The 12,966-nt window shown below is 64.1% G+C and carries 9 protein-coding genes; 7 read left to right on the top strand and 2 right to left on the bottom strand.

Features of this window, described 5'->3' with window-relative positions:
* Positions 1-646: 646 nt before the first annotated feature.
* Both GYH34_RS18460 and GYH34_RS18465 read right to left on the bottom strand, forming a co-directional pair.
* Positions 647-2,872 (bottom strand): TonB-dependent siderophore receptor, encoded by a 2,226-nt coding sequence (locus GYH34_RS18460; protein ID WP_161915096.1) that lies wholly within the window; start codon positions 2,870-2,872, stop codon positions 647-649.
* Positions 2,873-2,947: 75 nt separating this feature from the next.
* The gene (locus GYH34_RS18465) at positions 2,948-3,361 is read right to left on the bottom strand and encodes a hypothetical protein (protein ID WP_161915097.1); all 414 of its coding nucleotides are present in this window, start codon (positions 3,359-3,361) and stop codon (positions 2,948-2,950) included.
* 236 nt (positions 3,362-3,597) lie between these two features.
* Here GYH34_RS18465 and GYH34_RS18470 point away from each other — a divergent pair, with 236 nt between their 5' ends.
* The 7 genes from GYH34_RS18470 to GYH34_RS18500 all read left to right on the top strand — a co-directional run bounded on the left by GYH34_RS18470 (position 3,598) and on the right by GYH34_RS18500 (position 12,886).
* Positions 3,598-4,293: a response regulator transcription factor gene (locus GYH34_RS18470; protein ID WP_161915098.1), complete on the top strand. Its 696-nt coding sequence runs from the start codon at positions 3,598-3,600 to the stop codon at positions 4,291-4,293.
* The gene (locus GYH34_RS18475) at positions 4,290-5,657 is read left to right on the top strand and encodes a HAMP domain-containing sensor histidine kinase (protein ID WP_161915099.1); all 1,368 of its coding nucleotides are present in this window, start codon (positions 4,290-4,292) and stop codon (positions 5,655-5,657) included. Before GYH34_RS18470 ends, GYH34_RS18475 begins: the two co-directional genes overlap by 4 nt.
* Positions 5,658-6,880: 1,223 nt before the next feature.
* The gene (locus GYH34_RS18480; RefSeq protein WP_161915100.1) at positions 6,881-7,291 is read left to right on the top strand and encodes a hypothetical protein; all 411 of its coding nucleotides are present in this window, start codon (positions 6,881-6,883) and stop codon (positions 7,289-7,291) included.
* A 130-nt stretch (positions 7,292-7,421) separates the two neighbouring features.
* Complete coding sequence (locus GYH34_RS18485) at positions 7,422-7,922, top strand: RNA polymerase sigma factor (protein WP_161915101.1); 501 nt, start codon at positions 7,422-7,424, stop codon at positions 7,920-7,922.
* A 91-nt stretch (positions 7,923-8,013) separates the two neighbouring features.
* Complete coding sequence (locus GYH34_RS18490) at positions 8,014-8,964, top strand: FecR family protein (RefSeq protein ID WP_161915102.1); 951 nt, start codon at positions 8,014-8,016, stop codon at positions 8,962-8,964.
* 158 nt (positions 8,965-9,122) lie between these two features.
* On the top strand, positions 9,123-11,672 hold the full coding sequence (locus GYH34_RS18495) for a TonB-dependent siderophore receptor (protein WP_161915103.1): 2,550 nt from the start codon (positions 9,123-9,125) through the stop codon (positions 11,670-11,672).
* Positions 11,666-12,886, top strand: coding sequence for a PepSY-associated TM helix domain-containing protein (locus GYH34_RS18500; RefSeq protein ID WP_161915104.1), 1,221 nt, complete (start codon positions 11,666-11,668; stop codon positions 12,884-12,886). The genes GYH34_RS18495 and GYH34_RS18500 overlap by 7 nt, the downstream gene beginning before the upstream one ends.
* Positions 12,887-12,966: the final 80 nt, after the last annotated feature.

Consider the following 12,966-nt stretch of genomic DNA (forward strand, 5'->3'; position numbering starts at 1 on the left):
CCATCGCCTCACGGCTGACAAAGTCTGGTGTGCTCAGTAAACGTGACCGTCAGATTGTCTCTTTGATCTCCCCCATCCGAAGATGAAGGACATCCGCAAGGACATCCGCCGTCCACGTTTCTCTTTCTTCCGATTCGATTGTCAAACAGCAGTCGACCACGCCGAGGCCGAAGCCTCAATTCCAGAGACGCTTCTTCGTCCCGACGAACCAGCCAGGTTGGCCAACTCCCCAAAAGACGAAGAAACGACTTCGTTCGCCGCTCGTTGGCAGCGCCGCCGTCGATGAACGCCTTATAAGCGAATACCCCTCCGCACTGTCAACAGCTCCGTTCAAAAAATTTCCACGAAATCGTCGCCGACGCTAGAACGCTGTTTATTTTCATATGCTTGTGCGGTAGAAAAAATCAGGGAACATTGGCGTGGCTCATCGAAGATCGCCAAAGCGCTCATTCGTCTGGCGGGCGCTTGCGCCGCGCGCGCATATCTCGAGGGCGGCTTCCCGACGTGCAGATCTGGACGTTTCGCCGCTCGCGGCTCACGAGACGCATCGCCTTTCTTTCTCTGAGGGGTCCCGAGCGCGAGGACCACACGCTGTGCTCGTGCGAACGATGGGAAGCGGGCGCCGCGGCTGCGGCGCCCCATAGGCTCAGAATTGGAAATTCACCGAGCCGACGAAGGTGCGCGGCGCGCCGTAGTAAGCGTACATCCAGCCGTCGCTCCGCTCGAAATATTTCGTGTCAGAGAGATTCTTCACATTGAAGCGGAATGTGACCTTGTGATCGGCGATGAGCGTCCGATAGGAGGTCATCGTGTCGAACTTCACATAGGCCGGCATTTTCCATGTGTTGTCGTCGGCGCCCCAGCGCTCGTCGGAGGCATAGGCGCCGAAGCCGAACTCCCATCCTTCCGGCCGTCCGGGCGCCGTGTCCCATTTCGCCCATATATTGCCGACATGCGGCGCGACGCTGTTGAAGCGGTGGCCCTTGTTACCATGGTTATTGTCGTCGACGATCTTGGCCACATCGAATGTGTAGCTGGCGATCACGCTGAGATTTTCGGTGACCTTGCCGGCGACGTCGAATTCGACGCCGCGGCTGTTCACCACGCCGACGGGCTGCGAAAACCCAGGATTGATCGGGTCGCTCTTGACGATATTCGTCTTGGTGAGATCGAACAGAGTGACGCTCGCCGTCAGATCGCCGTCGAACCAAACCGATTTGACGCCGGCCTCCCATTGGAAGGCCTCTTCCGGCGGAAATATCCGTCCGCCCGGATCGACGCCATTGTTCGCGCCGAATGAGCGAACATATCCGCCGAACACTGAGATATTGTCGGTGACCTTGAACAGCGCGGCGGCGCGCGGAGACAGTTTCGGCTTGTCGGAATAAGTGTTCAGCGGATAGCCGGTGCAGCCTGGAAAGCAGTCCGCCATGACTGCTCCATAGACCGCCGCGTTAGAGACAACCGCCTTGTCCCAGCGGCCGCCGAGCAGAATTTGCAAGCGATCGTCGAACAGCGATATCTGGTCCTGGGCGTAGACGCCGAAATCCTGCTGACGGGAACGCCATTGGACGTTGCTGCGCGCCGAATCGGCGAGATTGTGCAAAAGCCCGGTGAAATAGCCATAGACCGGCGCATAGATGTTGAGCGGAGCGACCGGCAGGGCGAAGCCGTAGACTCCGACCCAGTCGTCCTGATATTTGTACCAATCAAGGCCGACAAGCATCTTGTGCCGGATCGGGCCGGTCATGATCTCGCCGGTCAGATCGAGATTGGTCGAGAGAATATTGCGGGTCAGCGGACTGTTATGGAAAGTTCGCGTGATATTGGCGCCGTCGAATCCGGCCCAATTGCCGATGCCGGTTTGATTCTCCCGATCGTCCACGATGTGAAAGCGGTTCTTCAGCTTCCAATTCTCGTCGATCTTATATGTCCAGTCGAAGCCATAGAGCGTCCGTCGCGCCACATAGGGGAAATCATTCCATATTCCAGGATCGGCGACCGAAAAATGACGCGGCAGATTGATCGGATAATTGACGACGCCCTGAACGATGTTGACCGGGACCGTTCCTGATCCGTCCGGCGACGTCTGCTTCTTCTGATAATGCTCGACTTGCAGATTGAATTCGAAATTCTGCGTCGGCCGGAAGGTGAGGAACAGCGCCGCCGCGCCATTGTCGCGGTGATCGAAATCGGTGAAGCTGTCCGCGTGGTCGTAGACGCCCATCACGCGATACAGCACGGTTTTCTCGGCGTCGACGGCTCCGGTCACATCCGCGCTCGTGCGCGCGAGACCCCAATTGCCGAGCTGCTGCGTGGTCTCCGCCTTGAACTCCTCTTGCGGTCGCTTGGTGACGACATTGACGAAGCCGCCGGGCTCGATGCGTCCATAGAGGACCGAGCCCGGACCTTTGATGATCTCGACGCGCTCGGTGAAGGCGATCTCCTCGCCGCCGATCATGCCTTCGAGCTTCAGGCCGTTGCGCCAGGTCACGCCATTGCCGCTGGTGAAGCCGCGAATGAGATATTGATCATAGAATGTGCCGGTGGACGCCTGCACGCCGGAGACGTTCTTGACCGCCTCCATCGTGTCGAGCGCCTGCTTGTCCACGATCACTTCGCGCGGGACGACCTGCACGGCGACGGGCGTGTTCAACAGCGGCGTGTCGGTCTTGGTGCCTCCAAAGGAGGTTGTGCGTCGGTAGCCGGTCTCCTTGGCGGACGCAGCCGGGCCGGTTCCGCTCGCAGGGGCCGCGCCGGAGCCGGCGATGTCGATCGTGGGCAGGGCCTCTTGCGCCGAGGCGGAAGCGGATAGCAGCGAGATGAGGAGCGCGCAGGCGGAAACGCCGCACGACAATTCGAGGCGAGGCATGAAAATCTCCTGAAAGCGGTCTTATGCCGCTCTGTTCGGGAAGAAGCGCGGACCGCCGTGAGGCGGCGTGACGAATCAGCCGAACGCGGGAGGCGCCTGCGCTGTCCAGGAGCTGCCCCAGCCGCTCGCGCCGAGCGCGAGGACGATGCGTGAAATCCGTCCTGCGACGCGGGAGCTCTGCGTTCCGATCGAGACCGGCGCGCCGGCGCCGAGCTCTGGAAGCAATCCATCGCCGGCGCAGGAGAGACCGAGACATAAGCGGCAGGTCTGCGAATGATCCTGACGCCCGGGCGCGCGGCCATCCGCGCTATCGACGCTGCAGGCCTTCCCCAGGGCGATCGCGATCCCGCCATCCGCTCCGGCATGGGCGCGGACATCGTCGCCGAGGGCGACGATCGGCGGCAGCGCGAGAAAGAGGAGGGCGAGGCCGAGCGCGAGCATTCGCCGCCACGGGGCGTGATGCAAAGCTCTATTCCGCTCGGCCGTCATGAATTTTCCGCATCACGAACGTCATCGCCGAGTGATCGCTCCTTTGGCTTCGCCGAAACGCCACTCCGCCGGTCGAACCTAAGTGGCGAAAGTCGTGGAAACCTCATAAATCGAAAAAAAGGTCACAAGACACGCTATCTGTTGCATAAAAGCCACAGTCTCGATCCTCGATTTCGGCCAGTCTAGGAGGCGCGGGGCCGGATGTGCGGCCAGGTTCGTTTCGAGGAGCGGCGTCGTTGCGTATCTTGCTGGTGGAGGATCATGCGCCCTTGGCGCGGGAAGTCGCGTCGAAGGTCGAGCGCGCAGGCTATGGCGTGGACCATGTGGGCACGATCGAGGGCGCGATCCAGGCGCTCGACGACTGTCTCTATTCGGTCGCGCTGCTGGATCGGCGGCTGCCCGACGGCGACGCCATCGCGATCATCCCGCGCATTCGCGAGAAGCAGCCGGATATCCGCATCATGATGCTGACGGCGCTCGACGCCGTCGATGCGCGCATCGACGGATTGGAGGCGGGAGCCGATGATTATCTCACCAAGCCTTTCAACCTCGACGAGCTGATCGCGCGGATTCGCGTTCAGCTCCGCGGCCAGGGCAGGACCGCTCTGCGTCCGGTCGAGATCGGAGCGCTGTCCTTCGATCTCGATCAGCGCATCGTCGCCATTCGCGGGGAGGAGGCGCTGCTGACGCGCCAGGAGCTGCTGCTGCTGGAGGCGCTGGTCAGGAGCGCCAATCGCATCGTCTCGCGCGAGGCGCTCTATGCGCAGCTCTACGGCCGCGGGATGGAGGTGCAGGAACATGCGCTCACCTCGCTGGTCTCGCGGCTTCGCGCCCGCCTCGCCGAGCTCGACGCGGGCGTGGAAATCCGTTCCGCGCGATCTCTCGGCTATCGCATCAAGGAGTCGCGCGGAGCCGCCGAGGAGGATTCGTGACTCCGCCGCCCTCGCTCGTTCGTCGCACCGTCGGCTATCTCGTTCTCTCGCAGCTCCTGGCCTATCTCGTCGGATGGGGCGTTCCGATCATCCTCGGACTGCTCGAGATCGGTCAATATTCGATGTCCCTCGACGAGCTGGCGAGCTTTCGCGCGAATATGCTGATTCAATCGTCGCTCGTGCGCGACGCGGATGGCGTCGTGCGAATCGACAGCGAGCCGAAGCTCGCCGAAGAAATGCGGCGAAATCCGCGATTCAAATTCGCGGCTTTCGATTTCGCCACTGGAACTCCCATTCCCGGCTCGTCGCCGGAGCTCGTCGCGCCGCTCACGAAAATCATCGACATCAGCTCCGAGCATGCGCATTTCGTTCTGCCCGGCGATCCGCGCACGCCGGCGCTCGGCTTCATGTCGACGAGCTGGACGCGCTACGGCAAAATGCATTTGGCGCATTACTGTCTGCAAGTCAGAGCGATCGACGTGCTGCTCCAGTCTGTGGCCAATTTCGAATGGGTCTGGACCTATGTCGCCGCTGCTCTCGTGACCTCGACCGTCGCGGCATGGATCGCCGTGCGACAGGGATTGAAGCCCCTGCGCGCGACGGTGAGCGAAGCGGCGCAGATCGACATGGACTCGCTGGGCCCTCGTCTCGCGACAGGCGCCGTGCCGATCGAGATCACGCCGCTGGTCGACGCCGTCAATGAGGCGCTCTCGCGTCTCGCGGCGGGGGTCGCGCGCCAACGCCTCTTCACGGCCAACGCCGCGCATGAGCTGCGCACGCCGCTGGCGATAATGCGCGCACGGCTCGAGAATGCGCGCGAGACCGCGCTCAACAACGAGCTTCTGGTCGACGCCGGTCGGCTGCGCTCCATCGTCGAGCAGATGCTGATCGCCGCGCGCGTCGCGGAAGGCCAGGTTTCGCTCGAGCAGGAAGTGGATCTCCGCGCGGCGACCCGCGAGATCGTCACCAACATGCTGCCGCTCGCCATGGATTGCGACCGCTTCATCGAGCTCGAGGCCAGCGACGCGCCGGTGATCGTTCGCGGAAATCAGCGCGCGATCGAATCCATCGTCGCCAATCTTCTCGACAATGCGCTGCGCGCCGAGCCGCGCGACGGCGCCGTGATTTTGACCGTCGGGGCCGACGCGGTCGTCAGCGTGATCGATCATGGGGAAGGCGTGCCGATCGAAGATCGCGAGGCGATTTTCGAGCCGTTTTGGCGCAAGAGCGAGACGACGCCCGGCTCCGGGCTCGGCCTCGCCATAGCGCGCGAGCTGATGGACAAGCTCAATGGGCGCATATGGGTCGAGGACACGCCGGGCGGCGGCGCGACCTTCCGCCTGTCTTTGCCGAAAGCGCGCTGAAAGCTTTCCCCTCTGCGTCGTCGAAGTCGGGCCGGAACGCGCAGATTTATCCGCGCGTCTCTTCTCTCCCCGGATATAGATCTCGTCACGGAGAGCAACGTGATGACGAGCCCCCGTAACGCAGACGACGATTCGATAGGGTAGGCCGAAGACGCGCGGAGAGACGCGCTCCACGCTCTGCTATCAGTAATAGTAGGGACGATAGTAACGGGGCCCATAATAGCCGTATGAAGGCCGAGAGGCGGCCGCTCCGATGACCGCCCCCCCAATAACCCCCGCAGCGGCGGCGGCGGCGACGGCTGTCGCCGCTTCGTCCGACTGCGCCCGACTTTGCGCGAAGTTCGCTTCTTGGCACCGCTCGAAACGCCTGGTTCCCGGCCGAAGTCCAGCCGCTTCACATGTGTATGCGGCGTTCGCCGCCGACTGCTGGACGGATTGACATCCGCCGAGTGAGATCGCCGCAAGTCCGAACGCGAGAAACATCGAAATAATTCTACCCATGGAGTTCCCTACCTATTGGTCGGCGTTATAGCCTTTGTTCATAGCCGTGACGCTCCCAACTTTGTCGATCGTGATCTTGTCGGGGGCGAAGTGACGAATAACAGCCTAAATCAATGCGGCTGCGATACAGGTTTGTGTCAGCCGACGGCAGCCGCGATCAGGTTACACCGATGTCCTCGAACGAGCTTCCTCTGTCGTGACCTGGCCTGCCTTTATGGAAAGACTGCATCGACCAGCGTATTGCGAGCCGAGATGAGACGCGAAATCTGAACCTCGGCCTCGGTAGGATATCGACCATCCGAGTTCTGCGTTCCAACGGGGCTCGTCTCCCGGCCTCCAAATATCTATACGAGACGATTTCGTTCGGTCTGTGCTCCGGCGCACAGAGGCGACGGGCCGGTTGCGTATCGAGGGCGCTTCCGCGCGGATGAGTCGCGCCGTAGGCGCAAGCATGAGGCGGGCGCTCGGGCCTGTCCACGCGGCGAGGCGCGACTGAAGGGGCCCGCGCCGAAAGCGCGCATTACGACGCCATCGTCCTATGGCTCAGGTAATTATCCACAGAGCGCTCGGCGGAAAATACGTCGAAACGGCCGCGTCCATGACCCGGCCGTTTTCGCGTGCTGTGTCGCCACGGCGACAGCCCGATGAAATTCGACGCCCCGCGCCGCCCGCGAGGCGTTTTGCCTCTTGACGCTGCTTTCGCCATTGCCGACCCTGCCGCAATGGCGAAGTTTTGGCCCGGCTCGAGGCAAATCGCGCGCATTCTCCTCACCCGAGGAATTGCGGCGCTGCTGCTGCTTCAGACGCTCGCGCTCGCCTTTGCCGAGGCGCGTCCCATGCCGCTCGAGCCGGGGCTCGACGCGGCTAGCCGCCTCTGCGCGCCGATATTCGACGGCGGCCATGACCGGCTCCCCACGGCGCCGAGACGCGCGGACGGGCCCGGCCATTGCCTCTGCTGCCCGCTCTCCTACGACCCGAGCGACGCCGCGCTCGCGACATTGCTGACCGCGACGCTGCTGCTCCTCCCCCTGCCCGACGGCGCCGAGACCCGGCGCGCTTTCGTGACCGACGCTGGGCCACTCGCCGGGGCGATGGGCGTCCGGCCCTTCTCGCGTGCGCCGCCCGCGGCCTGACGCGCCCCGTCGCCCGCGATCGCGCGGGCGGACCCTCGACGAGAGCGCATAGCGGAGCCGCGCCGAGCGGCCTCCGCGCACCATGGGCCCTCTCCGCCGCCACGGCCCTCTCCGCCGCCGAAAGGCGATCATGCCCGATCAAAGAACACATCGTTTCCGCGAGCTGTTTCGCCGCAACAAGCGCGTGCTGCTCGATTATTTCAAGCGCCGCGTCGGGGCGGAGAACGCCTCCGACCTGCTGCAGGAGACCTTCGTCCGCGCCATCCGCCGCGAGGATTTCGACACGATCGCCGACCCGCCCGCCTTTCTGAAGCAGATCGCCATAAATCTCTCGCGCGATTTCGCGCGTCGCCGCGAGAGCGAGGCCAAATATTTCACGCCCAGCGACGCGCCCGAGGACGTCGCCGAGCCCGCCGTCGAGCCGGATGCGCTCTATGAGACGGAGGAGCTCGCGCGCCGTCTGCTGGAGGCGATCGAGGCGCTGCCGCCCAAATGCCGGCAGGCCTTCGTCATGCGCCGCTTCGAGGATCTCTCGCATGAGGAGATCGCTGCGCGCATGGGCATTTCTCGCAACATGGTCGAGAAGCATCTGCGGCTCGCGATGGAGCGCTGCCGCGCGGCGCTCGATTGACGCGCCGGGCTCGCTTTGCGACCTCCCCTTTTGCGCGCCGGGCGCGTCCTATCCTATGAGAGCCCCATTCTCGAGATCCCTGCGAAAGGCCATGAGCAAGGACGACGCCCAGAAGCGAGCCGAATTGGAGCGAAGGCGCGCCGCCATCGCCTGGTGGATGCGGCTCGACTCGGGCTCCTCGACGCCGGCGGAGCGCAAGGCCTTCGCCGCCTGGCTGACCGCGGACGCCGCCAACAAGGCCGCCTTCGACGATATCTGCCGCCTGTGGGGCGATCTCGAAATCTTGCGTCCACGGCTGCAGCCGGCCGCGACGCCCGGTCGGCCGGCCGAGACCCGGACGGGACTGCGCGCGGCGGCGGCGCTCGCCGGACTCGCCCTGGCCGTCGCGCTCTCCTATGACGAAGCGTCGATCCGCTGGCGCGCCCAGGCGCTCACCAGAACCGCCGAGCTGCGCAGCCTCGTCCTGGAGGACGGCTCGCGCGTGGAGCTCGGCCCTGATTCCGCGCTGACGACGAATTTCTCCGCAGGCGAAAGACGCGTCGTTCTCCTGCGAGGAGAGGCCTGGTTCGCGGTCGCGCCGAACGCAACGCGCCCCTTTGTCGTCGCGACGCCGGCGGGAACGGCGACAGCGCTCGGCACCGCTTTCGATGTCTCCATCCAGGGCGCGCGCACGGAAGTGACGGTGACGGAGCACAAGGTGCGACTCTCCGGCGCCGGGCCGAGCGTCATCGTCGAGGAAGGCGCGCAGAGCGCCTTCGCCCCGGGCGTCGCGGCGGTCTCGCCCTACCCCGTCGACACGGATCAGGTGACGGCCTGGCGGCGCGGCAAGCTGATCTTCGACGACAAGCCGCTCGGCGAGGTGCTGGCGATTCTCTCGCGCTATCGCCATGGCTTCGTCTTCGTCATCGATCCGGCGCTGCGCGGTCGCCGGGTGACCGGGGTCTTCGAGACGGCGGCGCCGGAGGCGGCGCTGCGCGCGATTCAAAAATCGCTCGGACTCCGCGCCGTCTCTCTCGGCTTCGTCACGCTGATCGGAGGCTGAGAGGAGCCGCGCAAAAAACTTCATCGAGCGACCTCCTCTCCAGACGGCGTGCCGCGTCCAACTCGGTGAGGGGACGCGAGCCCCCGAAAAGATGCGAGGGGGCGCCGATGGCGAGACGGGTTTCGAGGCGGAGCGGCGGCGACGCCGGGAGTGCGATCATGGGCGCGACGGCGCTGGCCACAGTGTTGAGCGCATTGGCGATCGGCGGCGCCGACGACGCCCGCGCCCATGCGCAAATGCCGGACAAAGAGATCGTCGAGATCATCCGCGCCTATTCCATCCCCGCTGGCCGCATGTCGACGGCGCTGACGCGGCTCGCCGATACGAGCGGCGTGCTGATCGTCTACGACACGACGCTGACGCGAACGCTGCGCACAGACGGGCTCGAGGGAACGCATACGCTGAATGCGGCGCTGGAGAAGCTGCTGTCGGGCTCGGGGCTGAATTACGAGGTGGCGGCGGACGGAAAATCCGTGCTGATCGTGCTGGCGCAGAATGCGGGGCAGCGCAATGACGCGGGGGCCGAGGCTCTGCCGCCGATCGACATCGGAGCCGAGAACGGGCGAGGAGCGGAAGACCGCGGCGGCCGCGCTCGCGGCGCCTCCGGCGACGGCTCGCGCGAGACGGGCTACGCCCGCTCCTCGACGTCGAGCGCCACGCGAACCGACACGCCGCTCATCGACACGCCGCAATCGGTGCAGGTGGTGCCGCGCGAGGTCATTCGCGACCGGCAGATTCTCAACGTGCTCGAGGCGGCGCAGAACGTCTCCGGCGTGCAGGCGGACAACTCGGGACGTTTCTATGACGACTTCCTCATCCGCGGCTTCAGTAGCGGCTACGGCCATACCTATCGCAACGGACTGCGCGTCGACGGAACCGGCGGCGCGGTCGACATGGCCTTCACCGATCGCGTCGAGGTGGTGAAGGGCCCCGCCTCCATGCTCTATGGACGCATCGAGCCCGGCGGATTCGTCAATGTCGTCACCAAGCGTCCGCAGGAGGAATTCGCGGCGACGCTCGACACGCAATTCGGGAGCTGGGGCCTCTCGCGCACCTTCGCCGACGTCACCGGCCCGATCGACGATCAAAAAACCGTGCTCTACCGGGTGATGGGCGTCTATGACCGCGCCGATTCATTCGTGAATTTCGACCATCGCGACAATGGCGCGGCGGCGCTCTATCTCACCTTCCGTCCGACCGAGAATTTCGAAGCCAATGTGCAATTCGAGCATTATGAGCAGGTGAAATCGATCCGGCCCGGCCAGATTCCGGTCAATCTGCTCTATGACGGTCTCGGCAAGCCGCTCACCATTCCCGGCTTCAACGATCGGCCCGCCAATCTCCCGAGGCGCTATAATCAGGCCGATCCCGAATATTCGTCGCAGTTTCCCTATGTCGTCCACCGCACCGTCTACGCCTTCGACTGGACATGGCGGCTCGCCGACAAATGGAAGGTGACGAACGCCTTTCACTATGTAGACGCGCATGAGAATCAGAATGCGATCTTCAATTCCGGATTCGATGGCGTCACCCTGAATCGCAGCTTCTACGCGGGAGTCGTGAAGCGCTATCAGCTCTCGACCAATCTCAACCTCATCGGCGAGATCGACACGGGGCCGATCCATCATGCGCTCCTCGCCGGCGTCGACTGGTTCCATTACGGCGACGACTGGCCCAGCACCGGCTGGCTCTCGTCATTCCCATCGTTGAACGTTTGGGCGCCGTCCTATGGAGGACTCGGGCCGCTCATGCATTCTGTCGCCGATCTCGGCCGCGCCAACACGCTCTGGGCGAGCCGCGTGCAGAATTTCGGCGCCTATGTCCAGGACCAGATCACCTTCCTCGACGATCGCGTGCATCTTCTTCTCGGCGGCCGCTACGACAAGGCCGAGGAGCGCTACGGCACGACCTATGGCGCCGATGGGGCAGAATGCTATCCGGCGTGCTCGCCCTATCCGCTCGACCGTTACGCCGACAAGACGCCGCTGTCGCCGCGCGTCGGGCTTCTCGTCAAGCTCGATCGCGACACCTCTCTCTACGGCAGCTACACACGCTCCGCCGGCACCAACAATGGCAAGAGCGCGGGAGGAGATATCTACCCGCCGGAGCGCGGGCTGCAATGGGAAGTCGGCGTCAAGAAGCTCTGGATGGACGGGCGCCTGTCGACGAGCCTCGCGCTGTTCGATCTGCGCAAGAAGAATGTGCTGCAGTCCGATCCGTTCAACCCCGCCTTCTCTCTCGCCGTCGGCGAGGTGACGAGCCGCGGAGTCGAATTCGACATCGCCGGCCAGGTCACCGAGAATCTGAGCGTCATCGGCAGCTACACATTCAATTCGGTGAAGATCACCGACGACAATGACAATGGCAATGTCGGCAAGCGCTACTATGGCGCCGCGCCCAATGTCGGCAGCCTCTGGGCGAAATGGGACACCGCCCCCGGCGCGCGCGAAGGCTTCGAATTCGGCGCCGGCTTCTATGCGATGGACCGCCGCTACGGCAGCAATGACAACAGCTGGTATATGCCGGCCTATGTGAAATTCGACGCCATGGCGTCCTATCGCACGGTCATCGCCGGACATGACGTCGCCTTCCGATTCAACGTGAAGAATATCGGCGACGCGCGCTATTTCGAGAACAGCAATGGATACAACTCGGCCGCCTATGGCGCGCCGCGCGCCTTCCTCGGGCAGGTGAGCTTCAAATGGTGAGTCGTCGCGACGATGACGCGCTGAAAAGCGCCTCGGTCGCCGCCGCGATCCGCGACGCCCCCGCGCGCCGCGCGCGCAAGATGTGGCGAAAGCTGTGGCTCGACATCCATCTCTACATCGGCCTCGTGGTCGGCGCGATGCTCGTCGTCATCGGCATCACCGGCAGCATTCTCGTGTTCTGGCACGAGGTCGACGCCTGGCTCGACCCACAGTTGCGCATCGTCACGGCGCGCCCCGGCGGCGCGCGCGACTTCGCGCCTCTGGAGACGATCGAGAGCGCGGCGGCGGCCGCGAAGCCGGACGGCGGGAGGATCACCCATATCTGGATGCCGCGCGACGAGCGCTCGACCTATCTCGTCTATTATGATCTCGACGGCGAAACGCGCCGCTTCGGCGTCGATCCCTATAAAGCGACGACGACGGCTGATCGGCTCTATTATTCGAGGAGCAATCCGTTCCGCCATGCGCTGATGGGCTTTTTGTTTCAGCTGCATTTCTCGCTGCTGCTGAGCGATCTGCTCGACGATGGCGGCGACACGGTCGGCGTCATGGCTCTCTTGCTGATCGTCTCGGTGCTTTCGGGCCTCTATCTCTGGTGGCCGGCGCCAGGGAAATGGAAATCGGCGCTCACACTGAAACGCGGCGCCCGGGCCGAGCGTCTCAACTATGATCTGCACAAGCTCGGCGGCGTCTATTTCGCCGCCGTGCTGCTCGCCGTGCTGATGTCGGGAATCTACATGAATCTGCGCGATCCGTTCGTCTGGGTCGTCGATCGCGTCGCGCCATTGACCAATGGCGGCGCCTTCGAGCGCAAATCCGAGCCTGCGGCGGGACGCTCGCCGATCGGCTTTCCGCAAGCCATAGCGGCGGCCTCGGCGCTTTCTCCCGAAGGGCGCATCGAACGCGTCGATTTTCCCGACGGCGAGCGTGGCGCATTCACCGTTTATCAGGACGATGTGCCGGGCGTCGGCCGCTTCATCCGCTCCCGCTCGCTGATCGTGGATCGCTTCTCCGCGGCGGTGACGGCGATAGAGGACAATGCGCATGGCACCGCCGGCGACGCCTTTTTGCGCTGGCAATGGCCGCTGCATTCCGGCCAAGCCTTCGGAATGACAGGGCGGCTGCTGGTGCTGGCCAGCGGACTCCTTTGTCCGCTGCTTTTCGTCACCGGCGTAATCCGCTGGCTGCAGAAGAAACGCGCTCGCCGCGCCTGAGCGAAACAGGACGAATTTCGGCGCCGTCGGCGGCGTCTCTCTGCTCGTCGCGCTCTACGCGCTGAACCTGCTTCCGATCG

The sequence above is a fragment of the Methylosinus sp. C49 genome (assembly GCF_009936375.1).
In the GTDB taxonomy this organism is placed as follows: Bacteria; Pseudomonadota; Alphaproteobacteria; order Rhizobiales; family Beijerinckiaceae; genus Methylosinus.